The 25001-nt window shown below is 71.9% G+C and carries 22 protein-coding genes; 7 read left to right on the forward strand and 15 right to left on the reverse strand.

The window, feature by feature from the left end; all coding sequences use genetic code 11:
• Positions 1–179: 179 nt before the first annotated feature.
• Together TCUR_RS11875 and TCUR_RS11880 are read left to right on the forward strand one after the other, a co-directional pair.
• Positions 180–1175 (forward strand): trypsin-like serine peptidase, encoded by a 996-nt coding sequence (locus TCUR_RS11875; RefSeq protein ID WP_148233000.1) that lies wholly within the window; start codon positions 180–182, stop codon positions 1173–1175.
• A 124-nt stretch (positions 1176–1299) separates the two neighbouring features.
• Positions 1300–2088, forward strand: coding sequence for a tyrosine-protein phosphatase (locus TCUR_RS11880; RefSeq protein WP_012852748.1), 789 nt, complete (start codon positions 1300–1302; stop codon positions 2086–2088).
• Between the two features lie 56 nt (positions 2089–2144).
• Here the strand turns inward: TCUR_RS11880 and menD are convergent, their stop codons facing one another.
• The 3 genes from menD to TCUR_RS11895 all read right to left on the reverse strand — a co-directional run bounded on the left by menD (position 2145) and on the right by TCUR_RS11895 (position 5753).
• Positions 2145–3821 (reverse strand): 2-succinyl-5-enolpyruvyl-6-hydroxy-3-cyclohexene-1-carboxylic-acid synthase, encoded by a 1677-nt coding sequence (gene menD, locus TCUR_RS11885; RefSeq protein WP_012852749.1) that lies wholly within the window; start codon positions 3819–3821, stop codon positions 2145–2147.
• Positions 3818–4777 (reverse strand): o-succinylbenzoate synthase, encoded by a 960-nt coding sequence (locus TCUR_RS11890; protein WP_012852750.1) that lies wholly within the window; start codon positions 4775–4777, stop codon positions 3818–3820. Before TCUR_RS11890 ends, menD begins: the two co-directional genes overlap by 4 nt.
• A gap of 76 nt (positions 4778–4853) precedes the next feature.
• Positions 4854–5753: a 1,4-dihydroxy-2-naphthoyl-CoA synthase gene (locus tag TCUR_RS11895; RefSeq protein WP_012852751.1), complete on the reverse strand. Its 900-nt coding sequence runs from the start codon at positions 5751–5753 to the stop codon at positions 4854–4856.
• A gap of 102 nt (positions 5754–5855) precedes the next feature.
• Here TCUR_RS11895 and TCUR_RS11900 point away from each other — a divergent pair, with 102 nt between their 5' ends.
• Positions 5856–7004, forward strand: a complete 1149-nt coding sequence (locus tag TCUR_RS11900) for an AMP-binding protein (protein WP_012852752.1) — start codon at positions 5856–5858, stop codon at positions 7002–7004.
• A gap of 260 nt (positions 7005–7264) precedes the next feature.
• On the forward strand, positions 7265–8599 hold the full coding sequence (locus TCUR_RS11905) for an RNA polymerase sigma factor (RefSeq protein ID WP_012852753.1): 1335 nt from the start codon (positions 7265–7267) through the stop codon (positions 8597–8599).
• Between the two features lie 63 nt (positions 8600–8662).
• Here the strand turns inward: TCUR_RS11905 and TCUR_RS11910 are convergent, their stop codons facing one another.
• From TCUR_RS11910 to TCUR_RS11945, 8 genes are all read right to left on the reverse strand, one after another.
• The gene (locus TCUR_RS11910; protein ID WP_012852754.1) at positions 8663–9529 is read right to left on the reverse strand and encodes an ABC transporter permease; all 867 of its coding nucleotides are present in this window, start codon (positions 9527–9529) and stop codon (positions 8663–8665) included.
• Positions 9530–9543: 14 nt separating this feature from the next.
• Complete coding sequence (locus TCUR_RS11915) at positions 9544–10521, reverse strand: daunorubicin resistance protein DrrA family ABC transporter ATP-binding protein (RefSeq protein WP_012852755.1); 978 nt, start codon at positions 10519–10521, stop codon at positions 9544–9546.
• Between the two features lie 102 nt (positions 10522–10623).
• Positions 10624–11142, reverse strand: coding sequence for a DUF421 domain-containing protein (locus tag TCUR_RS11920; protein WP_012852756.1), 519 nt, complete (start codon positions 11140–11142; stop codon positions 10624–10626).
• 213 nt (positions 11143–11355) lie between these two features.
• Positions 11356–12528 carry a uroporphyrinogen-III synthase gene (locus TCUR_RS11925; RefSeq protein ID WP_012852757.1) on the reverse strand — a complete coding sequence of 391 codons (1173 nt, stop codon included), beginning with the start codon at positions 12526–12528 and terminating at the stop codon, positions 11356–11358.
• 36 nt (positions 12529–12564) lie between these two features.
• Positions 12565–12939, reverse strand: coding sequence for a nitrite reductase small subunit NirD (gene nirD / locus TCUR_RS11930; protein WP_012852758.1), 375 nt, complete (start codon positions 12937–12939; stop codon positions 12565–12567).
• Positions 12936–15476: a nitrite reductase large subunit NirB gene (nirB, locus tag TCUR_RS11935; protein ID WP_012852759.1), complete on the reverse strand. Its 2541-nt coding sequence runs from the start codon at positions 15474–15476 to the stop codon at positions 12936–12938. Before nirB ends, nirD begins: the two co-directional genes overlap by 4 nt.
• Positions 15477–15645: 169 nt before the next feature.
• Positions 15646–17178: an FAD-dependent oxidoreductase gene (locus TCUR_RS11940; protein ID WP_245537037.1), complete on the reverse strand. Its 1533-nt coding sequence runs from the start codon at positions 17176–17178 to the stop codon at positions 15646–15648.
• Positions 17175–19295 (reverse strand): molybdopterin oxidoreductase family protein, encoded by a 2121-nt coding sequence (locus TCUR_RS11945; RefSeq protein WP_012852761.1) that lies wholly within the window; start codon positions 19293–19295, stop codon positions 17175–17177. Before TCUR_RS11945 ends, TCUR_RS11940 begins: the two co-directional genes overlap by 4 nt.
• Before the next feature lie 312 nt (positions 19296–19607).
• Between TCUR_RS11945 and TCUR_RS11950 the strand changes: the two genes are divergently transcribed.
• Complete coding sequence (locus tag TCUR_RS11950; RefSeq protein ID WP_012852762.1) at positions 19608–20117, forward strand: NUDIX domain-containing protein; 510 nt, start codon at positions 19608–19610, stop codon at positions 20115–20117.
• Positions 20118–20235: 118 nt separating this feature from the next.
• On the forward strand, positions 20236–20478 hold the full coding sequence (locus tag TCUR_RS11955) for a hypothetical protein (RefSeq protein ID WP_012852763.1): 243 nt from the start codon (positions 20236–20238) through the stop codon (positions 20476–20478).
• Between the two features lie 146 nt (positions 20479–20624).
• Here TCUR_RS11955 and TCUR_RS11960 read toward each other — a convergent pair whose 3' ends face one another.
• From TCUR_RS11960 to TCUR_RS11970, 3 genes are all read right to left on the reverse strand, one after another.
• A complete protein-coding gene (locus TCUR_RS11960) occupies positions 20625–22028 on the reverse strand; it encodes an MFS transporter (protein ID WP_012852764.1) in 1404 nt (467 codons plus the stop codon).
• 160 nt (positions 22029–22188) lie between these two features.
• Positions 22189–22854, reverse strand: a complete 666-nt coding sequence (locus TCUR_RS11965; protein WP_012852765.1) for a maleylpyruvate isomerase N-terminal domain-containing protein — start codon at positions 22852–22854, stop codon at positions 22189–22191.
• Between the two features lie 164 nt (positions 22855–23018).
• A complete protein-coding gene (locus TCUR_RS11970; RefSeq protein WP_012852766.1) occupies positions 23019–23447 on the reverse strand; it encodes a hypothetical protein in 429 nt (142 codons plus the stop codon).
• Positions 23448–23585: 138 nt separating this feature from the next.
• Here TCUR_RS11970 and TCUR_RS11975 point away from each other — a divergent pair, with 138 nt between their 5' ends.
• Positions 23586–24158 (forward strand): TetR/AcrR family transcriptional regulator C-terminal domain-containing protein, encoded by a 573-nt coding sequence (locus TCUR_RS11975; RefSeq protein WP_012852767.1) that lies wholly within the window; start codon positions 23586–23588, stop codon positions 24156–24158.
• Here TCUR_RS11975 and TCUR_RS11980 read toward each other — a convergent pair.
• The gene (locus TCUR_RS11980) at positions 24124–24960 is read right to left on the reverse strand and encodes a CPBP family intramembrane glutamic endopeptidase (protein WP_012852768.1); all 837 of its coding nucleotides are present in this window, start codon (positions 24958–24960) and stop codon (positions 24124–24126) included. The genes TCUR_RS11975 and TCUR_RS11980 overlap by 35 nt on opposite strands.
• Between the last annotated feature and the right edge of the window lie 41 nt (positions 24961–25001).

Raw genomic sequence — 25001 nt, forward strand, 5'->3', positions numbered from 1 at the left:
TTCCAGAGACGACCGCGAACCCACCGGCGATCGAATGCCGCAGCGTCGTTGGCCGATACCGGCCAAAGACTACAAACTCCCCCTTCAAGGAAGAGACCAACCGGCACCCATCGGTTCATATTGCGGCAGAACGACCCGCGTCACGATCGCACGACGAAAAGCAAAGGGAAACATCCTCCATGCGACCACCCACCCGCACCGCAGCAGGACTCATCGCCATGGCCACCGCCATGACCCTCCTCCTGCCGGGCACGGCCACCGCCGCAACACCCGAAACAGCCGCCACGGCCGCACCCTCCCCCTTCCAGGCGATCTCCCACCCGGCCGGCGACGTCTCCGCCGCCTCGGTGCTCAACTACTGGACCCCCGAACGCATGGCCAAGGCCAAGCCGCTGGACCGCAGCCTGAACGGCCCCGCCGCCGGACCGGACGTCACGGCGAACGCGGTCACCAACGCCAAGATCCGCCCCAACCCCAAGACCAAGCTCAACCGCACCACCGGCAAGCTCTTCCTGGTCCAAGACGGCTACGACGGCTACTGCAGCGCCACCGTCACCACCGCCGGCAACAAACGATCGGTATGGACCGCCGGCCACTGCGTCCACAGCGGCCGCGGCGGCGACTGGAGCACCTACGGCCTGTTCGTACCCGCCTACCACAACGGCAAGGCCCCCTTCCAAAGGTGGGTCGTCGACCGCTGGGTCACCACCTACGGCTGGATCAGCAACCCCACACCACAGGCCTTCACCTACGACATCGCCGCCTTCACCGTCAAAAACAAGCCCAAGAACAAAAAAGGCAAGCGCAAGCTGCAGCAGGTGGTCGGCGGCAAACCGGTCAAGATCAAACCCGCCCGCAAGCTCGGCATCCTCAACCTGGGCTACCCGCACCTCTTCCTGCCGTCGGGCAAACCCACCAACACCCGCAAGATGTACTACTGCCAGGGCCCCAGCACCCCCTACAACATCGCCGGCAAAGGCTGGCCGGTCGGCCTGGCCACCCGCTGCACCATGGGCAACGGCGCCAGCGGCGGCGGCTGGCTCCACAAATACGGCAAGACCTGGTACATCGTGGGCCTCAACAGCGCCCACCACCGCCACAACAAGATCACCTTCAGCCCCTACCACGGCCCGGCGGCCCGGAGCGTCCTGAAGACGGTCCGATCCTTCAAATAACCCCGGCCACACGCCCGGGACCCTTTCGGGGTCCCGGGCCCCCTCCGCCCCTGCCGCAAAAACGACGTGATCCTCCTCACCACACCACGAACCTGAACACACCGGGCGCATAAGGTGTGCGGCGATGAACGCACGGTGGATCGAACTGGACGGCGCGGTCAACGTCCGCGACCTGGGCGGGCTGGCCACCACCGACGGCCGGACCACCCGCTTCGGCAAAGTCCTGCGCTCAGACAACCTGCAGAACCTCACCCCCCGCGACCTGCGGACACTGCTGGAGAACTACCGCCTGACCGACGTGGTGGACCTGCGCAGCCGGACCGAGGTGGACCTGGAAGGCCCCGGCCCGCTGACCCGGGTGCCCCAGGTGACCATCCACCACCTGTCACTGTTCACCGAAAGCGGCCGGCACACCGACGTCACCGCCGACACCCTGGATACGGACAAGGTGCTGCCCTGGCAGACGCACCCCTCGGCCGCCGGACCCGACCGGCCGGTCGAGCACTACCTGGGCTACCTGCGCGACCGCGCCGACTCGGTGATCGCCGCACTGCGCGTCATGGCACGCACCCGCGGCGCGGCCGTGGTGCACTGCGCCGCCGGCAAGGACCGCACCGGCGTGGTCTGCGCCCTGGCCCTGGACGCGGTCGGCGTGCGCCGCGACCACATCATCGCCGACTACACCGCCACCGGCCTGCGGCTGCAGGCCATCCTGGCACGACTGCGAGCCAGCGGCACCTACGCCGCCGACCTGGACTCCCGCCCCGCCGACAGCCACCTCCCCCAGGCCACGACCATGGAGAAGTTCCTGACCGTCCTGGACGAACGCTTCGGAGGCACCCTCGGCTGGCTCGCTGAACACGGGTGGAGGGATGGCGATACGGCGGCATTGCGGGAGAGCCTTCTTATCTGACCGCCTTTACGTTGTAGATCACTAGGCGGAGGAGGAGAGAAAAGCCGAAGGCGCCCCTACCGGGAGGCCATGACGGCGCGGACCGCCTCCTGAGCGGCCCGGCGCATCCGCGCATGCAACTCGGCGTTGGCCCGCCGGTCGGTGCGGGCCTCCACGATCCGCAACCCCTGCCCCGAGATCGCCTTCGGCAGATCCGAGGCCGACTCCAGCAGCGTGTAGGGCACCCCGTGCGCCGCCGCCACATACGCCAGATCCACCTGGTGCGGAGTGCCGAAGACATGCTCAAAGGGCTCCTCCAGCGACGCCTGCGGCAGCATCGAGAAGATCCCCCCGCCCCGGTTGTTGATCACCACGATCGCCAGGTCCGGACGCGCCTCGTGCGGCCCCAAGATCAGGCCGTTCTGGTCGTGCAGGAACGCCAGATCCCCCAGCAGCGCATACGAACGGCCGCTGTGCGCCAGCGCCGCGCCGATCGCCGTGGACACCAGCCCGTCGATGCCGCTGGCGCCCCGGCTGGCCAGAATCCGGATACCCCGGCGCGGCCGCATCGTCTGATCCAGATCCCGGATCGGCATGCTCGCCGCACAAAACAGCAGCGACCCGCCCGGCAGCGAGGCCACCAGATCCCGCGCCAGCCGCGGCTCGGTCACCTCATCCCCGGCGTCCAGCACCGCGTCCACCGCCCGGCTGGCGGCCAGATCCGCCGTCCGCCACGACCGCAGCCAGCTGTCATCGCCCCCCGACAGCACCGGGATCTCCACCTCTTGGGCGACCTGGGTGGCCGAGCGCACCGGATCGGGCCAGCGGCTCAGATCCGGCGCCACCACGATATGCTCCTCGGCCCGCCGCAACAGCGACAGCAGCGGCCGGGACAGGCCCGGACGGCCCAGCGTCACCACCACATCCGGGCGGTGCCGCTCGGCGAACTCCGGCGTCCCCAGCAAAAAGTGGTGGGAGGACAAGGCGTGGTCGCCGTAACGGGCGTTGCCGTGCGGCTCGGCCAGCACCGGCCAGCCGGCCATCGACGCCGCCGCCACATACCGCTTGACGTTGACCGCGCCGTCCCCCACCACCAGCACGCCGCGGCGGGTCGGCGGAGCGTGCAGCACCGACCCCGGCGTGGACGGCCGCACCCGCGTCCAGGCGCCGGTGACGTCCCCATCCAGCGGCTCGCACCAGGACTCGTCCCCATCGGGGATCAACGGCTCCCGGAAGGCGACGTTCATGTGCACCGGGCCCGGCGAAGGCGCCAGCGCCAGCCCCCAGGCCCGGCTGGCCAGCGACCGCCAATAGGCCACCATCCCCGGCCGCTCCTCCGGCACGCCGACCTCGCAGCTCCAGCGCACCGCCGTCCCATACAGCCGCATCTGGTCGATGGTCTGGTTGGCGCCGGTGTCCCGCAGCTCCGGCGGCCGGTCGGCGGTCAGCACGATCAGCGGCACCCCCGAATGGTGGGCCTCGATCACCGCCGGGTGGAAGTTGGCCGCCGCGGTGCCCGAGGTGCACACCAGCGCCACCGGCCGCCCCGACCGCTTGGCCAGCCCCAGCCCCACGAACGCCGCCGACCGCTCATCGATGCGCACATGCAGCCGCAGCCGGCCCATCTTGGCCGCATCGTGCAGCGCCAGCGCCAGCGGCGCCGACCGCGAGCCGGGAGCCAGCACCGCATCGGTCATGCCGCAGCGCACCAACTCATCGACCAGCACCCGGGACAGGGCGGTCGCGGGGTTCATCGCGCAACTCCGATCACCGGCGCATCCAGCGCGGCCTGCGCGTCGGCCAGCCGGCGCCGCCACCGCTCGTCATCGACCTCATAGCGGCCCAGCGCCTCCTCATCGACCACCGGCCGGCGCACCGGCATCATCCCGTCGACCGGCACCAGCGGGTCGGCGACCACATCGCCCTCCAGCAGCGACAGCGTGGCCAGCCCGCAGGCGTACGGCAGCTCCGGCAGCGCGGCGGCCAGCGCCAGCCCGGCCGCCAGCCCCACCGAGGTCTCCACCGCGCTGGAGACCACCACCGGCAGCCCGGTCCGCTCGGCCACCTCCAGCGCCGCCCGAACCCCGCCCAGCGGCTGCACCTTCAGCACAGCGATGTCGGCGGCCTCGGCGGCGCGCACCCGCAAGGGATCCTCGGCCCGGCGGATCGACTCATCGGCCGCCACCGGAACGTCCACCCGCCGCCGCACCAGGGCCAGCTCCTCCAGCGTGGCGCACGGCTGCTCGACGTACTCCAGGTCGAAACGGTCCAGCAGCCGGATCATCCGCACCGCCCGCTCCACGTCCCAGGCGCCGTTGACATCGATCCGCACCCGGCCGTGCGGGCCGATCGCCTCCCGCACCGCCTCCACCCGGGCCAGGTCCCGGGCGTCGCTGAGCGCCGCATCCAGGCCGCGCTCGGCCACCTTCACCTTGGCGGTCCGGCAGCCGGAGGCCCGCACCAAGGCGGCCGCCCGCTGCGGATCGACCGCCGGGACCGTCACGTTCACCGGGATCGCCTCCCGCAGCGGCGGCGGCCACCCCGCGAAAGCGGCCTCCTGCGCCGCCGCCAGCCAGCGGGCGCACTCACGCGGGCCGTACTCGGGGAACGGAGAGAACTCCCCCCAGCCTGCGGGACCACAGATCAGCACGCCTTCCCGGCGCGTGATGCCGCGAAACCGCGTCCGCATCGGGATGGAGTAGACCCGCACCCGCTCGACCCCCTGCCATGTGCGCACTCTGCGCCCACATCACCTCGTATCGGCCCGTACCGAACCGTATCGCGACCTAGTAGTACCAGGGGAAACGCGACCAGTCCGGTGCGCGCTTCTCCAGGAAGGAGTCCCGGCCCTCGGCAGCCTCATCGGTCATGTACGCCAGCCGGGTCGCCTCCCCGGCGAACACCTGCTGGCCGACCAGACCGTCGTCGATCAAGTTGAAGGCGAACTTCAGCATCCGCTGCGCGGTCGGGCTCTTACCGTTGATCTTACGGGCCCACTCCAGTGCGGTGCGCTCCAACTCCGCGTGCGGCACCACCGCGTTGACCATGCCCATGCGGTGCGCGGTCTCCGCGTCGTAGGTCTCCCCCAAAAAGAAGATCTCCCGGGCGAACTTCTGCCCCACCTGCCGGGCCAGGTACGCCGAGCCGAACCCGCCGTCGAAGCTGGCCACATCGGCGTCGGTCTGCTTGAAGCGGGCGTGCTCGCGGCTGGCGATCGTCAGGTCGCACACCACGTGCAGGCTGTGCCCGCCGCCGGCCGCCCACCCGGGCACCACGCAGATGACCACCTTGGGCATGAAGCGGATCAGCCGCTGCACCTCCAGGATGTGCAGCCGGCCGGCCCGCGCCGGGTCGATGGTGTCGGCGGTCTCCCCGCTGGCGTACCGGTAGCCGTCCCGGCCGCGGATGCGCTGGTCGCCGCCGGAGCAGAACGCCCAGCCCCCATCGCGCGGGGACGGGCCGTTGCCGGTCAGCAGCACGCACCCCACATCGCTGGTCTGCCGGGCATGGTCCAGCGCCCGGTACAGCTCATCGACGGTGTGCGGGCGGAAGGCGTTGCGCACCTCGGGCCGGTTGAAGGCGATCCGCACGGTGCCCTGGTCGACCGCCCGGTGATAGGTGATGTCGGTGAAGTCGAACCCCTCGACTTCCTTCCAGGCGTCCGGGTCGAACAGCTCCGAAACCATGTGTTCCTCTCCTCGGGCCGGCGCCGCTCGCCGGCCGCCCCCAATTCAACCGCCATCTGGGTGCCGATGCCGCCGACGGGGTCCCCTAGGCTGGGCCGCGACATGGATCGTCAGGTGCACGCCCTCCTCCTTCCCCCCGGCCCCCGCCTGCAGGAGGCGCTGGCCGCCGCCCTGGACGGCAGCGGGCCGGCGATCTGCCCGCTGTCGCCGCAGCTGCCGCGCCCGGCGCTGCAGACGCTGCTGCGGGCGCTGGCGCCGTCGGCCGTCCACACCGACGAAGGGGTGCGGCCCCATCCGGCCGGCCGGCCCACCGACGCCCGCACCGCTGTGATCATCGCCACCTCCGGGTCCACCGGCGCCCCCAAGCTGGTGGAGCTTTCGGCCGAGGCGCTGCGGCATTCGGCCGCCGCCTCCCTGGAGCGGATCGGCGCCGCCGCCGACGACCGCTGGCTGTGCTGCCTGCCCACCCACCACATCGCCGGCATCCAGGTGCTGGTGCGTTCCCTGATCGCCGGCACCACCCCGCTGATCACGCCCCGGTTCGACATCGACGCCGTCGCCGCCGCGCCCGTCCAGCACCTGTCGCTGGTCCCCACCCAGCTGCGGCGGCTGCTGGACGCCGGGGTGGACCTGGCGCGTTTCGGTGCGATCCTGCTGGGCGGCGCCGCGGCCTCCCCCGCCCTGCTCCAGCAGGCCCGCTCCCGCGGCGCGCGCATCCACACCACCTACGGGATGAGCGAGACCAGCGGCGGCTGCGTCTACGACGGCCTTCCCCTGGACGGGGTGCGCGTCGACATCGACGCCGACGGGCGGATCCTGCTGGCCGGGCCGGTGCTGTTCTCCGGCTACCGCCTCAACCCGCAGGCCACCGCTCAGGCCAGGGACGGGCAGTGGCTGCGCACCCCCGACCTGGGCGCCTTCGACGGCGGCCGGCTGCGGGTGCTGGGCCGCATGGACGATGTCATCAACACCGGCGGGGAGAAGGTCCTGGCCACCGAGGTCGCCGCCGTGCTGGCCCGGCACCCGCGCGTCAAGGACGTCGTGGTGGTGGGCCGCCCGGACGCCGAATGGGGCGAGCGCGTCACCGCCGTCGTCGTCCCCGCCGGGGACCCGCCCACCCTGCGGGAGCTGCGCGACCTGGTCCGCCGCAGCCTGCCGGCCCACGCCGCGCCCCGCGAGCTGGAGCTGCGGACGGCCATCCCGCTGCTGCCTTCGGGCAAGCCCGACCGTCAGGCGCTGCGCAAACCCTGACGGGCCTTTCTGTTCTTGTGGGTTCGCGGGTGCCTTATCCGTGATCGGCAGGGGGTTTCGGGTGTCTTCCCACCCCCGGCCTTGACAAAGTAAGGTTTAGGTTGAGCTGGGCTTTCATGCCGTCCGGGAACAACCACGGGCATGCGCGGCGTTCCGAATAGTGCGCACGGGAACGCAAACCACCACCCATCAACGCATCCGCCCCTAGATCAGGCATGCGTTCATCACCTATGTCACACGGAAGGGAGGGGGGTGTGCCCATGCCGCGAGCAGCGGTACCGGCCCCGTTCCAGGAGGCAAGCTCCACACCGCTCGAAGCGCTGCTGGAGCGCGGCCGCGCGCAGGGCCACCTTTCCCTCGGCGAGGTACGCGAAGCCTTCCGGGCCGCCGGCATCAGCCCGGCGCAGGGACGTTCGATCCTGCGGGAGATCTCCGAGGCCGGGGTCAGCCTGGCCGCCGAGGACGAGGCCCCGGCCTCCAACGGCCGCAAGTCCACCCGGGCGGCCGGCAAGAAGCCCGGTGCGACCGCCGGCGCCAAGGCCGCCTCCACCGGCAACCGGACCGCCGCGCCGGAGCAGGCCGACGTCCCAGAGGCCGCCGAAGAGCCCCTTGAGGACGAGGCCCTGCAGATCGACGCGCTCCAGGCCGACACCGCCGACGCCCTCGACCTGGACGACATGTCCAGCTCCATGGGCGACTCGGTGCACACCTACCTGAAGTCGATCGGCCGCCGGCAGCTGCTGACCGCCGAGCAGGAGGTCGAGCTGGCCAAGCGCATCGAGGCCGGGCTGTATGCCGAATACAAGCTGGAAAACGAGCCCGACCTGCCGCCTGAGCTGCGCGAGGAGCTGGAGTGGGTCGCCGCCGACGGACGCGAGGCCAAATCCCACATGCTCGAGGCCAACTTGCGCCTGGTGGTGTCGGTGGCCAAAAAGTACTCCGACCGGGGGCTGTCGCTGCTGGACGTCGTCCAGGAGGGCAACCTGGGGCTGATCCGCGCGGTGGAGAAGTTCGACTACACCAAGGGCTTCAAGTTCTCCACCTACGCCATGTGGTGGATCCGGCAGGCGATCCAGCGCGGCTTCGCCGACTCGGCCCGCACCATCCGGCTGCCGGTGCACGTGCTGGAGATGCTCAGCAAGCTCAGCCGGGTCGAACGCGACATGCACCAGCGGCTCGGCCGCGAGCCCACCCCCGAGGAACTGGCCGCCGAACTGGACAAGAGCCCGGCGCAGGTGCGCGAGCTGCTGCGCACCAGCCGCCAGCCCATCAGCCTGGACTCCACCATCGGCGAAGACGGCGAGACCCGCATCGGCGACCTGATCGAGGACATCGACAGCCCCGAGGCCTCGGAGATGGTCGACCGGCAGCTGATGGCCGACCAGCTGCGCCGCAGCCTGTCGATCCTCTCCCCCCGGGAAGAGATGATCATGTCGATGCGGTTCGGGCTGTACGACGGCACGCCCCGCACGCTGGATGAGATCGGCAAGCACCTGGGGCTGACCCGGGAGCGGATCCGCCAGCTGGAAAAAGAGTCCCTGTCGAAGCTGCGGCACCCCAGCAACGCCACGCCGCTGCTGGATTTCGCGGTCTGACCGCCGCACCCGGGAGAGCCCCCGGCGCAAGGCGCCGGGGGCTCTCCCCTGCCCGCACGAAGGTCAGTCGCCGCGGCGGAACTGGACGATGGCCAGCCCCAGCAGCCCCAGCCCCATGGCGGCGACCATGAGCAGCTGCAGCCAGACCGGGACCGGCCAGCCGTTCCAGGTGACGCCCGCGTTGAAGGCCCGCTCCAGCTCCGGCGGCAGCTGCAGGCGGGAGAAGACCGCCTGCCGCATCGGGTCCACCGCATAGGTCAGCGGGTTCAGCTTCGTCAGCACCCCCAGCCAGGCCGGCAGCCCCGACAGCGGGTACAGCGCCCCGGACAAAAACAGCATCGGCATCATCGCCATCTGCATGACGGCGAAGAAGGACTGCATGTTGGTGATCCGGGCCGCCAGCAGCACCCCGAAGGCGGTCAGCGCGAACGCCCCCAAAAACAGCTCCCCGACCAGCGTGAGCATCAGCGCCGGGTGATAGGGCACGCCGACCAGCCCGGCCAGCGCCACGATCACCACCCCCTGGGCGGTGGCCACGAACGCCCCGCCCAGGCACTTGCCGATCACGATGGCGCCGCGGCTGACCGGCGCCACCAGCATCTCCCGCAGGAAACCGAACTCCCGGTCCCACACGATCGAGGCGGCCGAGAACATCGCGGTGAACATCACCGTCATGGCGCACACGCCGGGGAAGATGAACGTCTTCAAGTCCACCCCGTCGCCGCCGCCGGTGGCCATCAGGGACGACAGCCCGGTGCCCAGCACCAGCAGCCACAGCACCGGCTGGATCAGGCTGGAGATCACCCGCATCCGCTCAGAGGCGAAACGCAGCACCTCCCGGTGGAAGACGATCTTCACCGCGCGCAGGTCGTGCCGGAGGCTGCGCGGGGGCACCTGGACCCGCACCGGCTGCGGCGCCGTCGCCGTCATCGCCTCATCCCCTCTCATCTTCGTCGCGCGGCCACCCGCATCCAGTCCCGCGCAGAGCCCCCGGCGTCGCGGATGCTGGTGCCGGTGTAGGACATGAACACATCGTCCAGGGAGGGGCGGGCCACGCTCACCGCGCGGATCGCCTGGCCGAGCTCGGCGAACAGCCGGGGCACGAACTCCTGCCCGCCGGCCACGGAGAAGGTGACGGCGCCGTCGCGCACGTCGGCGTCGATGCCGAAGCGTTCCTTGAGCGCGGCGATGGCGGCCCGGTCGTCGTCGGTGTGCAGCCGCACCCGGTCCTTGCCGACGCGGGCCTTGAGCGCCTCGGGGGAGTCCAGCGCCACGATCTTGCCGGAGTCCATGATCGCGATGCGGTCGCAGAACTCGGCTTCTTCCATGTAATGAGTGGTCATGAAGATGGTGATCTGCTCGGCGGCCTGCAGGCGGCGGATGTAGTCCCAGATGGACGCCCGGGTCTGCGGGTCCAGCCCCACCGTGGGCTCATCCAAGAACAGCACCCGCGGCGAGTGCAGCAGCCCGCGGGCGATCTCCAATCGGCGTTTCATCCCGCCGGAGTAGGTGTTGACCTTGTCGCGCCGCCGCTCCCACAGCCCCACCATCTCCAGCACCTGGCGCATCCGGCCGGCGAGCGCGGCGCGGGGCACCCCGTACAGTTCGGCGTGGAAACGCAGGTTCTGCTCGCCGGACAGGTAGCCGTCCAAGGTGGGGTCCTGGAAGACCAGCCCGATGTTGCGCCGCACGTCGTCGCGTTCGCGCACCACGTCGTAGCCGGCCACGCGGGCGCTGCCGGCGGTGGGCCGCAGCAGGGTGCACAGCATGCCGATCGTGGTGGATTTGCCCGCCCCGTTGGGGCCGAGGAAGCCGAAGATCTCGCCGGCCTCCACCGTGAAGTCGATGCCCTGCACCGCCGTGACCTCGCCGAAACGCTTGACCAGCCCGGTGACGGCGATCGCGGGCTCCCCCGTGGCCATGCACGACTCCCTCGGCCCAGAACCGACAGTCAGATCCCCCAACCGTATGTAAGTCCAATATTCAGAAACAAGCGGGCGGCCGGGTCCGGCAGGGCGGCGCCGTCACAGTCCCCGGGGCGGCTCGACCGGGTCGCCCGCGGCGCGGTCCCGGCGGATCACGCTGATCATGCCGTTGGGTTCGATCCAGGCGCGCTCGACCATGGCGATGTCCTCGATGCCGTGCAGCCGCATCTGGGAGAGGACCTCTTCGGCGGTCATGAACTCCCTCAGCATCGCCTTGCGGTTCAGCCTGCCGTTTTCGATCAGCACCCGGGGCCGGGCCTTCAGCAGCGCCGCCATGCACGGGAACCGGTAGGCGACGGCGTCGACCGCCACGCTCCAAAACAGGATCGTCACGACCAGCAGCAGGCCGTCGGCGACCGTCTCGGCCTCGCCCTGCAGCCCGGCCGCCGCGGCCTGGGCCACCAAGACGACCAGCAGCACGTCCGTGACCCCCAGGCCGCCCGCCTCGCGCCGGCCGACCAGACGTAACAGGATGAGCAGCACCAGATAGGTCACCGTGCCGCGGACGAACACCTCCAGCAGCGGAACGCTCAGGGTGAAGACCGATCGCCACTCCACCGCCGCACCATCTCCTCACCGCCTCGGCCGCCCGAACCGCCCCGGGCGCCGCAGGCTCCGCATGACCCCGCGGGTCCTCGCCGCGGTCTGCGCAAAGAGCCCGGCCGACCGCCTGCGGGCGGTCTCTTCGGTCCTTCCCGCTGGGAAGGGCTCGCCTGCATGACAGAGGGCGGGCGATGTGCGCCCGCCCTCTGTGCCCCGCGAAAGGACGCGTCAAAAGGGACGATCGGTGCGTACCGGGTCGCAGGCCAGCCGGTAGCCGCGTTTGACCACGGTCTCCACGATGCCCGAGCGGCCCAGGCCGCGCCGCAGCCGGGCCACCGCCATCTCCACCGCGTGCTCATCGGCCTGCGGGCGGCCGTCCCGGCCCCAGCCGCTTCCGGTGATCACCCGGCTGGGCAGCACCGTGCACAGCTCGGCCCGGGAGACCACATGGCCGGGCCGGCGGGCCAGCGCCCGCAGGATCGCCATCGGCGCCGGGGCGATCGGCCGCAGCTGCCCGTCCAGCACGACGGCGTGCCCGCGCAGCTCCAGGGTGTGGCCGCGGACGTTGATCCGCCGGGCCCGCCGCCGCGGCAGGTCGGCGGCCAGCGCCCGCACCAGCGCCCCGATCCTGGCCCGCTCGGGCTGGACGGTGGGTACGCCGCGGTCGGTCAGCGGCTGGGCGGTGACCGGGCCGACGCAGGCGGCCACCGTGTGGGTGCGCAGCGCCTCCAGCAACGCCTCCTCCAGGCCGTCCTCGGCCGCCACCGCCAGCGTGGCGGTGACGGCGGGGGCGCTGGTGAAGGTGATGGCGTCGATGGTGCCGGCCACGGCCTGCCCCACCAGCCGGCGCAGCGGCGTGGAGTCGTCGGTGCGCGACCAGCGGTAGACCGGCACCTCGATCACCTCGGCGCCGGCGGCGCGCAGCGCGCCGGTGAAGTCCGGCAGCGGCTCCCCATACAGCTGCACCGCGATGCGGGTGCCGGTCAGGTCCTCGGCCAGCAGGTGACGCAGCAGCTCCTGGCAGCTTTCCGAATCCGGCGACCACTCCTCCTGCAGGCCCGCCGAGCGGATGGCGCCGCGGGCCTTGGGGCCGCGGGCCAGGATGCGGGCCTTGTGCAGCCGCTCGATCAAGGCGTCGCGCAGCCCCCAGCCGTCGGCCGTCTCCAGCCAGGCGCGGAAACCGATGGCGGTGGTGACGACGACATAGTCGAGCCTGTCGGCGATGCACACGTTGGTGGCGTGCAGCAGTTCGGCGTCGTCGGCCAGCGGCACCAGCCGGATCGCGGGGGCGTGCACCACCCGTGCCCCGCGCCGTTCCAGCAGCGCGGCCAACTCCTCGTGCCGCCGTGCCGCGGTCACCCCGACCGCGAACCCGGCGAGCGGTTCATGGTCAGTGTTCATGGCCGGCCGAGCCCACCCCCGGATCGGTCGCGGTTGTCATGACAGCGCGACCTCCACCCCTCCGGCCGGGGTGCGGCGGATGCGGAAGGTCGGCAGCGCCACCTGCCCGTCGTCCAGGCAGCGGCCCGTGCGCAGGTCGAAGACCTGCTTGTACATGGGAGAGGCCACGGTGGGGATGCCGCCGCGGGTGCCGACGATGCCCCGGGCGATCACGTAGGCGCCGCTGAAGGGATCGAAGTTGGACAGGGCGAACAGCTCCCCGTCGAAGGTCCGGAAGATCGCCACCTGGACGCCCTCCACCAGCGCGCACACGCCGCGCTCGGGCAGCAGGTCGTCATAGCGGCACACCTGATGCCAGCGGGTCGTCGGCTGCGGCGGGACGACGGGCGCGGTCTGCACGTCGGCGGTCATCGGGTCACTACCTCCAGCTTCGGTCCGGCCAGCAGTACCGGCTTGATCTGGTCGCGTTCGGGTTCGAAGACGATGCTCGGGTCGGGGACGTCGGGGGCGTTGACGAAGGACACGAAGCGGCGCAGCTTCTCGGGGTCTTCCAGGGTGTCGCGCCACTCGTCGGAGTAGCCGGCCACGTGGCGTTCCATCTGCTCGTCCAGCTCGGCGCAGATGCCCAGCCGGTCCTCGATGATCACCTCGCGCAGGTAGTCGATCCCGCCGTCCAGTTCCTCCAGCCAGCCGGCGGTGCGCTGCAGCCGGTCGGCGGTGCGGATGTAGAACATCAAGAACCGGTCGATGTAGCGGACCAGCGTCTCATCGTCCAGGTCGGAGGCGAACAGGTCGGCGTGGCGGGGGCGCATGCCGCCGTTGCCGCCCACATACAGGTTCCAGCCCCGTTCGGTGGCGATGACCCCGAAGTCCTTGCTGCGCGCCTCGGCGCATTCGCGGGCGCAGCCGGAGACGGCGGCCTTGAGCTTGTGCGGGGCGCGCAGCCCCCGGTAGCGCAGCTCCAGGCGGATCGCCATGCCCACCGAGTCCTGCACCCCGTAGCGGCACCAGGTGGAGCCGACGCAGGATTTGACCGTGCGCAGCGCCTTGCCGTAGGCGTGGCCGGATTCGAACCCGGCGTCCACCAGGCGCTTCCAGATCTTCGGCAGCTGCTCGACCCGGGCCCCGAACAGGTCGATGCGCTGCCCCCCGGTGATCTTGGTGTAGAGACCGAAGTCGCGGGCGACCTCGCCGATCACGATGAGCTTCTCGGGGGTGATCTCCCCGCCGGGGATGCGCGGCACCACCGAGTAGGTGCCGTTCTTTTGCATGTTGGCCAGGAAGTGGTCGTTGGTGTCCTGCAGGGCGGCCTGCTCGCCGTCGAGGATGTGGCCGCGTCCCAGACTGGCCAGGATCGAGGCCACCACCGGCTTGCAGATGTCGCAGCCGCGGCCCCGGCCGTGCTCGGTGATCAGCTGGGTGAAGGTGGTGATCTGGCGGACGCGCACGATGTCGAACAGCTCGGCGCGGCTGTGGTCGAAGTGCTCGCACAAGGCCTTGCCGACCTGGACGCCGGCCGCGGTCAGCTCGGCGTCCAGCAGCTTCTTCACCAGCGGGACGCAGCTTCCGCACGAGGTTCCGGCCCGGGTGCACTCCTTGACGGCGGGCACGTCGGTGAGGCTTTCGGCGCGGATGGCGCCGCGGATGGTCTCGGCGGAGACGTTGTTGCAGCTGCAGATGACGGCATCGCCGGGCAGCTCGCCGCCGGGCGGCTCGGTGCCGCCGAACAGGATCTGCTCGGGGCTGCCGGGCAGCTGCGCGCCGACGCGGGTGCGCAGCGCGGGATAGGCGGAGGCGTCGCCGACCAGCACGCCGCCCAGCAGGGTGCGGGCGTCGTCGCTGACGACGAGTTTTTTGTAGACGCCGGCGACCGGGTCGGTGTAGGTGACGTCCAGGGCGCCGCCCGCCCGGGAGGCGAACGGGTCGCCGAAGCTGGCCACCTCCACGCCCATGAGCTTGAGCTTGGTGGAGGTGTCGGCGCCGCCGAAGGCGGCCTGGGCGGTGGTGCCGTTCGCCAGCGCCGCCAGGTGGTCGGCCACCGTCTCGGCCATCGCAAAACACGGGCCGACCAGCCCGTAGACGGTGCCGTCGACCAGGGCGCACTCGCCGATGGCGAAGATCGCCGGGTCCGCGGTGCGGCAGGTGGCGTCCACGACGATGCCGCCGCGTTCGCCCACCGGCAGGCCACAGGCGCGGGCCAGTTCGTCGCGGGGGCGGATGCCGGCGGAGAAGACCACCACCTGCGCCCGGATCGCCGTTCCGTCGCCGAGGGTCACCTGGGCGACCGTGCCGTCCGGGCCGGGGTGCAGCCCCTGCAGCGGGGCGCCGGTGTGGACCGTCAGCCCCAGCTGCTGGATGTGGCGGCGCAGCATGGCGCCGCCGCCCTCGTCCAACTGGCGCGGCATCAGCCAGGGCGCCGCTTCCACCACGTGCACGTCGATGCCCAGGCCCTGCAGCGCCCGGGCCGCCTCCAGGCCCAGCAGGCCCCCGCCGACCACCACGCCGGCGGCGCCGGGACGGGCGATGCAGTGGGCGCGCAGCGCCTCCAGGTCGTCGATGGTGCGGTAGACGAACACGCCGGGCAGGTCCCGGCCCGGCACCGGGGGCACGAACGGGGCGGAGCCGGTGGCCAGCACCAGCGCGTCGTAGCCGATGACCTCCCCCGAGGCGGTGGTGACCGTGCGGGCCGCGCGGTCGATGCCGGTGACCGTTTCTGCGGTGCGGACCGTAACCTGCGCGTCATGCGCGGGAAACGTCAGGTCCGCCTCCTCGGTCAGGTAGGAGGTGAGCGCGACCCGGTCGTAGGCGGGGCGGGGTTCCTCCCCGATCACGGTGATCCGCCATAGGCCCGCGGTGTCCCGTTCCCGCAGGGTCTCCACCAGCCGGTGACCGGCCGGGCCGTGGCCGACCACGACCAGCTGCCTGTAGGTATCCCCTCCGACGTCCATGGGGTGATACTCAGCAGAAGGCGTTTCGCAGTTGCGTCTCCTTTGTCACCGGCGTGTTAAAAGCCGCTCACCTTGAAATGCTTTCGTGGTCATCTCGTGACCTCTCCCAAGAAAAAACCCGCCCGGAAACGGCGGGTTTTGAGAAGTTTTTCAGTTTTTTCGTTCGGGGTCAGCCGGCGGGCACCGCCTCCTGCTGCTCGTTCAGCCGGCGGACGATGTCCTCCACCGCGTCCCGGCAGGTCCCGCAGCCGGTGCCGGCCCGGGTGCGCTCGGCCACCTCGCCGGCGCTGCGGGCGCCCTGCCGCCAGCAGGCGCGGATCTGCCCCTTGGAGACGTTGTTGCAGTGGCAGACCGTCGCCGCGTCCGGCAGCCGGGCCGGCGAGTCGCCCATGCCGCCGTCCAGTCCCGGAAACAGCAGGCCGAGCCGGTTCGAAGGCAGCGGCGCCGCCCGGTCATACAGCTGGGCGAGCGTGCCGGCGGTGCCGGTCTCCCCCAGCAGGATCGCCCCGACCAGCCGGTCCTCCCGGACGACGACCTTCTTGTAGGTGCCGCGAGCCGGGTCGGAGAACTGCACGACCTCCACCTGGGGGTCTTCGTCGCCCAGCCGGCTGTCCCCCATCGCCGCCAGTTCCACGCCGGCGGCCTTGAGGCGGGTGATCTGCCGGGCGCCGGTGAAGCGCGCCCCGCGGTCGGCCCCCGACAGCAGGTCGGCCAGCACGGTCGCCTGCTGCCAGGCGGGCGCCACCAGCCCGTAGACCGTCCGCCCGTACTGGGAGCACTCGCCGATCGCCCGCACCGCCGGGTCGGTCACCGAACGCAGCATCTCATCGACCACGATCCCGCGCTCGACGGCCAGCCCCGCCGCGCGGGCCAGCCGCACCTGCGGCCGCACCCCGCAGGCCAAGATCACCAGTTCGGCCGGCAAGAACTCGCCGGTGTCCAGCTCGACGCCGACGACCCGCCGCTCCTCCCCCTCGCCCTCGGTGCGCAGCGCCCGGACGGCGGCCTGCAGGCGGACCCGGACGCCCAGACGGTCGAGGGTGCGCGCCAGGACCTTGCCGGCGCCGGGGTCGAGCTGACGCTCCATCAAGTGCCCGGCCTGGTGCACCACCGTCACCGGCAGGCCGCGCCCGGCCAGCCCGCGGGCGGCCTCGATGCCCAGCAGGCCCCCGCCGACCACCACGGCCCGGTCGGCGGCACCGGCCAGCTCCAAGATCTTGCGGCAGTCCTCCAGCGTGCGAAAGGGCAGCGCACCGGCGGGCAGGCCGTCCTCGGCGCCCTTCAGCGGCGGCACGACCGCGGTGCTGCCGGTGGCGAGCACCAGCGTCCCATAAGGGGTCACGCTGCCGTCGGCGGCGTGCACCACGCGGGCCTTGCGGTCGATGCGGGTGACCGCCACGCCCAGGCGGGCGTCCACCCGGTGCTCGGCGTACCAGGACGCCTCCACCAGGCCGATCTGCTCCGGCCGGGCCACGCCGGCCAGCACGTTCGACAGCAATATCCGGTTGTAGGGCTGCTGCGGCTCGGCGCCGAACACCGTCACCGGCACATGCGGGTCGCGCCGGCGCAGATCGGTGACGAACCGCGAGCCGGCCATGCCGTTGCCGACGACGACGATCGGCCCGGCGTCACCGGCCCGCGGCCCCGAGCGGCGCCCGCCCTCGCCGGGCCGGTCCTGGACGGCGTGCGGGACAGGGTTCACTGAGCGGCTCCGTTCCGTTCATACGGCTCGACCCGCACGGCGCACACCTTGAACTCCGGCATCCGAGACAGCGGGTCGAGCGCGGGATTGGTCAGCAGATTGGCGCGTCCCTCCCCCGCCCAGTGGAAGGGGATGAACACGGTGTCGTGCCGGATGGTCTCCACCAGACAGGCCCGCACCACCACGGAGCCGCGGCGGCTGGACACCCGTACCAGCGCGCCCTCGCGCACGCCCAGCCGCGCGGCCAGATCGGGATGCATCTCGGCGAACGGCTCGGGCGCGCGCTCCACCAGCGGGGCGATCCTGCGGGTCTGCGCCCCGCTCTGGTAGTGCGCCAGCACCCGGCCGGTGGTCAGGTAGACGGGGTAATCGGCGTCGATGCGCTCGGCGACGCCGCCGTAGTCGACCGGGACGAACCGGGCCCGCCCATCGGGGGTGTGGAAACGCTCAAGGAAGGGACGGGGCGTGCCGGGATGGTCCGGCGACGGGCACGGCCAGAACACCCCGCCTTCGGCGTCGATCCGCTCATAGGTGATGCCCGAATAGTCGGCCGGCCCGCCGGCGCTGGCGGCGCGCAGCTCGTCGAACACCTCGGCCGGGTCGGCGCTCCAGGTGCCCGGCGCGCCCAGCCGCCCGGCCAGCTCGGCCAGGATCTGCAGGTCGCTGCGGACGCCCGGGGGCGGGTCCACCGCGCGGCGGCGGCGCAGCACCCGCCCCTCCAGGTTGGTCAGCGTGCCGGACTCCTCGGCCCACTGGGTGGTGGGCAGCACCACATCGGCCCGCCGGGCGGTCTCTGAGAGCACAAAGTCCGACACCGCCAGGAACTCCAGGGAGTTCAGCCGTTCCTCGATGCGCCGGGAACGCGGCGCCGACACCACCGGGTTGGAGCCGAACAGCAGCAGCGCCTTGGGGCCGTGCTCGGTGCCCAGCGCCTCCAGCAGCTCGAAGGCGCTGCGGCCGGGGCCGGGGATGATGCCGGGGTCCACCCCCCACACCGCGGCCACGTGCGCGCGGGCGGCCGGGTCGTCGATCCTGCGGTAGCCGGGCAGCTGGTCGGCCTTCTGCCCGTGCTCGCGCCCGCCCTGGCCGTTGCCCTGCCCGGTCAGGCAGCCGTAGCCGCCGCCCTCCCGGCCGGGCAGCCCCAGCGCCAGCGCCAAATTGATGAAGGCGGTGACGGTGTCGGTGCCATGGGCGTGCTGCTCGGCGCCGCGGGCGGTGAGGATCAGCGCGCGGGCGCCGCGGCCCAGCAGCCGCACGGCCTCGCGCTGGTGCGGCACCGGCACGCCGGTGATGCGCTCCACCCGCTCCGGCCAGTAGGCGTTCACCGACACCCGCACCGCCTCGAACCCGCTGGTGCGTTCGGCGATGAACGCCTCATCCAGGAAGCCCTCTTCGATGGCCACGTGCAGCAGCCCGTTGGCCAGCGCCAGATCGGTGCCGGGGGACGGCTGCAGATGCAGATCGGCCTGCCGGGCGGTGGCGGTGCGGCGCGGGTCGACGACGATCAACGCGCCGCCGCGCTCGCGCATCTGCGTCAGGTGCCGCATGAACGGCGGCATGGTCTCGGCCGGGTTCCCCCCGGCCAGCAGGATCGCATCGGCCCGGGCCAGGTCGGTGATCGGCCCCGGCAGTCCCCGGTCCAGCCCGAACGCCCGGTTCAGCGCGGCGGCGGCCGAGGACATGCAAAAGCGGCCGTTGTAGTCGATCTGCGAGGTGCGCAGCGCGATCCGGGCGAACTTGCCCAGCTGGTAGGCCTTTTCGTTGGTGAGCCCGCCGCCGCCGAAGACTCCGACCGCGTCCGGGCCGTGCCGCTCCTGCAGCCGGGTGATCTCGGCGGTGATCCGCTCCAGCGCCTCCTCCCAGGTGCACGGCTCCAGCGGCGCCCCCAGGTGCGCCCGCATCAGCGGCGTGGTCAGCCGGTCGGGGACGGTCAGCAGCTCGGCGGCCGTCCACCCCTTCTGGCACAGCCCGCCGCGGTTGGCCGGCACGTCCGTGCGGGGCTCCACCCGCACCGGGCTTCCCCCCACCGTCATGCCGCACTGCAGGGCGCAGTACGGGCAGTGGGTGGGGGTGCCCGCGACCGTCGCCGGCGCCCGGGGGAGGCGCTCTGGACTCATGTGTTCACTCACCGCCATGGGGCCGATCGTGTGCGGGGGGCGTTTCATGAGCGGGTCTCGGTTGTGTCCCGGGTGTTAAAAGCGGCTCACGAGGACGCATTCGCTGAGGTCAGAGCGTTGTTTTGGCACGCTCCACGGCGGTGAGGGGCCGTGGGCGGGCGCTCGCATCCCCCGCTTTTCCGCCGGATGCGTGAACGCCATTCGGCGCCCTGAGCCGCGCTTGCGAACGGATCGACGGCCACAGGCGTTTCCGCAGACGGTTGCGGCCGCGCCCCCCGAAGAGGACGGCCGCGCAGCGCTTAGCCTCATGCCATGCCGGACGCTGCTTATTACGCCTCTCTTCCCCGTACCCGGGGCGCCGCCGCGGCCCTGCTGCAAGACGACAGGGGCCGGGTGCTGCTGGTCAAACCCACCTACAAAGAGGGCTGGTTCCTGCCTGGCGGAGTGATCGAGCACGGCGAATCCCCCTTGGCCGCCTGCATCCGCGAATGCCAAGAGGAACTCGGTTTCACCCCCCGACTGACCGGGCTGGTCTGCGTGGACTGGGGACCGCCGAACGGCGGGCACGGCGGGGCCGATGCGGTCAACGTGTTCGTGTTCGGCGGCAGCGTCACCGCCGAGGAGATCAGCGGCATCCGGCTGCCCCCCGACGAGCTGTCCGACCATGCGATGGTCACCCCCGAGCAGATCCCCGAACTGGCCGCCCCCCATGTGGCCCGCCGGATGATCCCCAGCCTGCGCGGCATCGCCGAGGGCCGCACGGTTTACCTGGAGGACGGCTATGAGCCCGGGTTCGGGGCGGCGCTGCGGCTCACCCGCTGACCAGGCCCGCCACGGCGGCGCGGAAACGCCCCGACGGGGCCGGCGAAGGGGTAGCACGCCGCGCCGCCGGGTAGGTGACCGGGGTACGCACGGGCCGGTGAACCAGGGGGGAAACGCCATGGCCGAATGCGAGGTCTGCGGCAACGACTATGAGCTGGCCTTCGAGGTGCACGCACAGGGAGCGGTGCACACCTTCGACTCCTTCGAATGCGCCATCACCAAGATGGCGCCGATCTGCGAGCACTGCTCGTGCCGGATCCTCGGCCACGGGGTCGAGGTGAACCGGCACTGGTACTGCAGCGCGCACTGCGCCCGCGCCGCCGATCCCCGCAGCGCGGAACTGGTCGCCGACCACGCCTGACACAGCAGGCCACGGGGGGACGACGGCGAGGCGGCACCGGTGCAGGCCACCGGTGCCGCCCTCACGCCCGGCCCTTTGCTCCGCGGGCCGCCGGCACCAGGGGACGAAAGGCCGCGGCGTCCCCGGCCGGACCGGGCGCCGGCCGGTCAGACCCCCGCCTGCGCCAGGCTCATCCGCACCCCGCCGATGTGGACCTTGCGCAGGTAGGTCGCCCAGGTGAGCGCCACGCACAGGCCATAGAAGACCGCCAGGCCGGCCAGCGCCGGGCCGATCCCGCCGACCGACTCCAGCGAGATGCGGAAGGCCTGCTGGATCAGCACCCCGCCCAGCGCACCGACCGCCGAGGAGATGCCGATCGAGGCCGCCGCGGCCCGGCGCGCCGCGGCCAGGGCCGACTTGACCGCCGCGGCATCGCCGGCGTCCACTCCCTGCATCGCCCGGGTCCGGAAGATGGCCGGGATCATCTTGTAGGTGGAGCCGTTGCCGATGCCGGTGGCGACGAACACGAACAGGAAGGCCGCCAGGAACAACGGCCAGCTGCCGGCCTGCACCGCGACGGCCACCGCGACGATGCCCAGCCCCATCAGCAGGAAGTCGAGCATGGTGACCCGGGCACCGCCGAACCGGTCGGCCAGCCAGCCGCCCAGCGGCCGGGCCAGGGATCCGGCGAAGGCGCCCAGCCAGATGAAGTCGGAGGCCTTGATGCCCGGGAACTGTGAGGTGATCAGTACCCCGAAGGTGAAGGAGTAGCCGATGAACGAGCCGAAGGTGCCGATGTAGAGCACCGACATGATGATCGTCTGCCGGTCCTTGCAGCCGGCGATCATCTCTTTGGCCGTGTAGGCGGAGGCGGCGCCGCGCAGGTTGTTCATGAAGAAGTAGGCGCCCGCGGCGGCCAGCAGGATGAAGGGCATCCACACCCAGCCGACGGCGGCCAGCCCGAACGCCACGATCAGCGGAGGCATCGCCAGCTGGGTGACGCTGACTCCGATGTTCCCGCCGGCGGCGTTCAGCCCCAGTGGCAGGCCCTGCTTGTCGGTCGGGTAGTAGTGGGTGATGTTGGCCATCGAGGAGGCGAAGTTGCCGCCGCCCAGGCCGGTGGTCGCCGCGATCAGCAGCAGCGCCCAGTAGGGAATGTCGGGGTTCTCCACGGCGTAGACGAACAGACCACAGGGGATCAGCAGCAGCAGCGCGCTGACGATCGTCCAGTTGCGCCCGCCGAAACGGGCGGGGGCGAAGGTGTAGGGGATGCGCATCGCCGCGCCGACCAGGTTGGGCAGCGTGGTCAGCCACAGGATCTGGCCCACCGACAGCTGCATGCCCACCGACTGCAGGTTCAGCACCGCGATGCTCCACAGCAGCCAGACGCAAAAGCCCAGGTGCTCGGTGAGGATGGAGAAGACCAGGTTGCGCGCGGCGACCCGACGGCCGGTCCTGGCCCAAAAGTCCGCGTCGTCCGGCTCCCAATCGTCGATCCAGCGGCCGCCTTTGACCGCAGACCTCGCCGCGGAGGTCGTGCGGCCTTGTTGCGGGTCGGTCAGAACCGTCATCGTTCCGCCTCCAGATGTCTGCGTGGACACCGTGGAAGCTAGGAACGCCGCGTTACGGGGGACGGCCGATCATGTACCCGCGGCGATACAACATGCGCACGGCGAAACCGATCGCCTGTGAAGAGATGAGACTCGCGGCCTGTGCCCCGGTGAAGGGCCGTCAGCCGGCCCGGGCGGCGAGCCTGGTCTTCAGCGGGTGCTCCACCCGGGGCCAGTGAGGGGAGCGGCCCGAAGAGCGCAGCACCGCCTCCCACGGGTCGTCCCCGTCGATCAGCGGCAGGTGAGGCACCCCCCGCCGCCAGGCGTCCGCCAGCAGCTGCGGGTCGGCGGGCCGGTGGTCCAGGCCGATGGCGCGGGCCAGGTCCCAGGCGTGCAAGTGCCACTCCAGGCACGCCGCCCCGGCATAGTCGCCGACCGTGTACTCCGTGCCCCGGTAGACCAGGTGAAGGCGGTCCCAGGCGTCCGGCAGCAGGTCGGCGTAGGCGTCCGCCGACACGGTGAAGGTCAAGATCCGTTCCGGCCCGGAGGCGGCGGGCAGCACCGCCAGCTCGGCGGCGTTCTGCCGGGCCTGCTGGCGGATCAGCACCGCCGCCGGGGCGTTCTGGGCGAACAGCTTGGCCAGCCGGCTGTGGGGCGCGTCCTGCAGGTACTCCAGCTGGTTCTCGGCCACGCAGCGCAGATGCCCGGCCAGATCCAGCGCCGTCCACTCGGTGCAGGGCGTGGGAACCGACCAGTCCTCCACCTGCGCGGCCAGCCTGCGGATCGCGTGCACCCCGGCCCGGTAGGACTCCAGCAGACGATGCCGATCAGGCGGCGTGTGCTCCAAGGAATCTCCCCGTCCCCCGACTGTCCACGGACGTGCTCCAGCATCGTCCAGCACACGGCGGCAGTGGCGCATCCCCGGGCGGGTAGATCCTCACCCCCCGGGGAGCACCCGGCCGCATCGCGATCCCGTCTCCTTTGCGCGCGGCGGCGCGGCCGGCCGTGCCGTCAGGCCGCCACGCGGGGACCCACCCGGTAGCTGAGCCGGTGCGCCTCGCGGGCGGTGCGCAGCCGGTTGACCTCCTCGGTCCAGGGCTTCACCGAGGGACGGGCCTTGGCCTTGCGGCGGGCGATCTCGGCCTCCCGGCGGGCCTTGGCGGGGTCCTTGGCGTCCTGGGGGACGTAGACCTTCGGGCCCATGGCCACCCGCTCGGCCGCCTCGGCGGCCCGCAACGCCTCGGTCAGCGCCCGGTCCAGCGCGACCGCCAGGGCGCGCAGCTCCTCGCCGGGACGCGCCGCCCCTTCTGCCCGCGCACGCCGCAGCTCGTCCTCGGCCGCGGTGGCGGCGGCCAGCTTGTCGCGGTAGGCGGCGGCCAGCTCCTGATCGGCGGCGTACCGCTCCATGACGTCCTTGGACACCCGGCGGCCCAGCAGCATGGCGGTCCTTCCTCTCACGATCGCATCCGGACGACAGGGTACGCGCACTGCCGCTCCGGTGTGGGGTCAGCCGGCAGATTCGGCCCTTGTCGGGGGTGTGACATACCACCCGCCCCCTTTACGCAGTAAGGTCATCCCATGGTCAGACAGCCCGGCATGGCGGCGCACAACCGGCCGCCGCTCACCCGCGACCGGATCATCGAGGCGGCGCTGCACATCGTCGACGGTCAGGGCCTGGGCCGGCTCACCATGCGCCGGCTCGGCGACGCCCTGCAGGTCGAGGCGATGGCGATCTACCACCACATGCCGCGCGGCAAGGAAGAGCTGCTGGACGGGCTGGTCTCCCACGTGGCCGTGCTGCCGGCCCGGCCCGGCGGCGACTGGCGGCAGGCGCTGCGGGAGTGGGCGGCCGCCTACCGGGCCCGGCTGATGGCGCACTCGGGAGTGCTGCCGCTGGTGGTCACCCGGCGCAACCCGGCCGCCCTCACCGACACCGCCGCCTCGGTGCGGGAGATCCTGTACCGGGCGGGGCTGCCCGAAGGGGCCGCCGCCGACGGCGCGCACGCCCTGCTCGGCTATGTGATCGGCCAGGCGGCGCTGGAGATGCGCGGCCCCTCCCCCGGCGAGCCCCCCGTGGACTGGGACGCCCGCTTCACCGCGGGTCTGGAGCTGATCCTCACCGGGCTGTCGGCGCAAGCGCGCCGGCCCTGACCGCGCCGCCGGCGCGCGGTCGCCGGGCCAGGGCGGCGACCCCCACCGCCAGGTACAGCAGGGACATCAGCGCGGTCCGCGTGCCGTTGCCGCCCTCGCCGGCGAACACCGGAACGGTGTTGAAGGCCAGGTTGGCGGCGGCGTGCATCAGCATCATGGCCAGCACGCTTCCGCCGGTGGCCAGGAACACCCGGGTGAAGAGCATGCTCGCCCCGACGAGCTGGACGATGAACAGCGGCAGCGACTGGTCGGCCTGGGCGGTGCCGGGGATGAAGAACATCGGCAGGTGCCACAGCGCCCACAGCACGCCGTGCACGAGGCTCGCCGTCATCGGGCCGCCCAGCGCCAGGATCCGCGACAGGGCATAGCCGCGCCAGCCCAAATCCTCCCCGATCGGCGCGATCCAGAACGTGGCGAGCGTCTGGGCGGTCGGCGCCACCGCCCAGACGGCCGGCACGGCGCCCGCCAGCAGGCCGTCCAGCGCCACGGCCGCCAGCGGCACGGCGAACGGCACCGCCACGACCACCAGATACCAGCGGAGCGGGAAGCGCCCGCGCAGGGCCATGCCCAAAAGATCGCGCAGTTCCCGCCGGCCTCCCCGCAGCGCGGCCAGCGCGCACGCCGTCAACGCCGGGGCGAGGATCCCGCCCAGCGCGAACAGCCCCGTCAGGCCGGGGTCGAAGGGCTCGCCGCGCCGCGCCGCCACGACGGGAGGCGCATAACACAGCCAGGTGGCGGCGATGGTCACGCCGTAGAACCACAGCAGGCCGCCGACATCCCTGTGCGTTCCGTTCCCTCGCATCGACCGCTCCGTTTTTATTTCGAACGTCCGTGTTACATCCG

This window comes from Thermomonospora curvata DSM 43183, assembly GCF_000024385.1.
GTDB classification, from domain to species: domain Bacteria; phylum Actinomycetota; class Actinomycetes; order Streptosporangiales; family Streptosporangiaceae; genus Thermomonospora; species Thermomonospora curvata.

Excerpts from the sequence above, each read along its gene's own strand:
- TCUR_RS11975 (WP_012852767.1), top strand. The coding sequence starts at position 23,586 with ATGGTCAGACAGCCCGGCATGGCGGCGCACAACCGGCCGCCGCTCACC.
- TCUR_RS11915 (WP_012852755.1), bottom strand. The coding sequence starts at position 10,521 with ATGGCCACGGGGGAGCCCGCGATCGCCGTCACCGGGCTGGTCAAGCGT.
- TCUR_RS11910 (WP_012852754.1), bottom strand. The coding sequence starts at position 9,529 with ATGACGGCGACGGCGCCGCAGCCGGTGCGGGTCCAGGTGCCCCCGCGC.
- TCUR_RS11950 (WP_012852762.1), top strand. The coding sequence starts at position 19,608 with ATGCCGGACGCTGCTTATTACGCCTCTCTTCCCCGTACCCGGGGCGCC.
- TCUR_RS11925 (WP_012852757.1), bottom strand. The coding sequence starts at position 12,528 with ATGAACACTGACCATGAACCGCTCGCCGGGTTCGCGGTCGGGGTGACC.
- TCUR_RS11945 (WP_012852761.1), bottom strand. The coding sequence starts at position 19,295 with ATGAGTCCAGAGCGCCTCCCCCGGGCGCCGGCGACGGTCGCGGGCACC.
- TCUR_RS11980 (WP_012852768.1), bottom strand. The coding sequence starts at position 24,960 with ATGCGAGGGAACGGAACGCACAGGGATGTCGGCGGCCTGCTGTGGTTC.
- TCUR_RS11875 (WP_148233000.1), top strand. The coding sequence starts at position 180 with ATGCGACCACCCACCCGCACCGCAGCAGGACTCATCGCCATGGCCACC.
- menD (WP_012852749.1), bottom strand. The coding sequence starts at position 3,821 with ATGAACCCCGCGACCGCCCTGTCCCGGGTGCTGGTCGATGAGTTGGTG.
- TCUR_RS11970 (WP_012852766.1), bottom strand. The coding sequence starts at position 23,447 with ATGCTGCTGGGCCGCCGGGTGTCCAAGGACGTCATGGAGCGGTACGCC.
- nirB (WP_012852759.1), bottom strand. The coding sequence starts at position 15,476 with ATGGACGTCGGAGGGGATACCTACAGGCAGCTGGTCGTGGTCGGCCAC.
- TCUR_RS11905 (WP_012852753.1), top strand. The coding sequence starts at position 7,265 with ATGCCGCGAGCAGCGGTACCGGCCCCGTTCCAGGAGGCAAGCTCCACA.
- TCUR_RS11900 (WP_012852752.1), top strand. The coding sequence starts at position 5,856 with ATGGATCGTCAGGTGCACGCCCTCCTCCTTCCCCCCGGCCCCCGCCTG.
- TCUR_RS11880 (WP_012852748.1), top strand. The coding sequence starts at position 1,300 with ATGAACGCACGGTGGATCGAACTGGACGGCGCGGTCAACGTCCGCGAC.
- TCUR_RS11960 (WP_012852764.1), bottom strand. The coding sequence starts at position 22,028 with ATGACGGTTCTGACCGACCCGCAACAAGGCCGCACGACCTCCGCGGCG.
- nirD (WP_012852758.1), bottom strand. The coding sequence starts at position 12,939 with ATGACCGCCGACGTGCAGACCGCGCCCGTCGTCCCGCCGCAGCCGACG.
- TCUR_RS11955 (WP_012852763.1), top strand. The coding sequence starts at position 20,236 with ATGGCCGAATGCGAGGTCTGCGGCAACGACTATGAGCTGGCCTTCGAG.
- TCUR_RS11895 (WP_012852751.1), bottom strand. The coding sequence starts at position 5,753 with ATGGTTTCGGAGCTGTTCGACCCGGACGCCTGGAAGGAAGTCGAGGGG.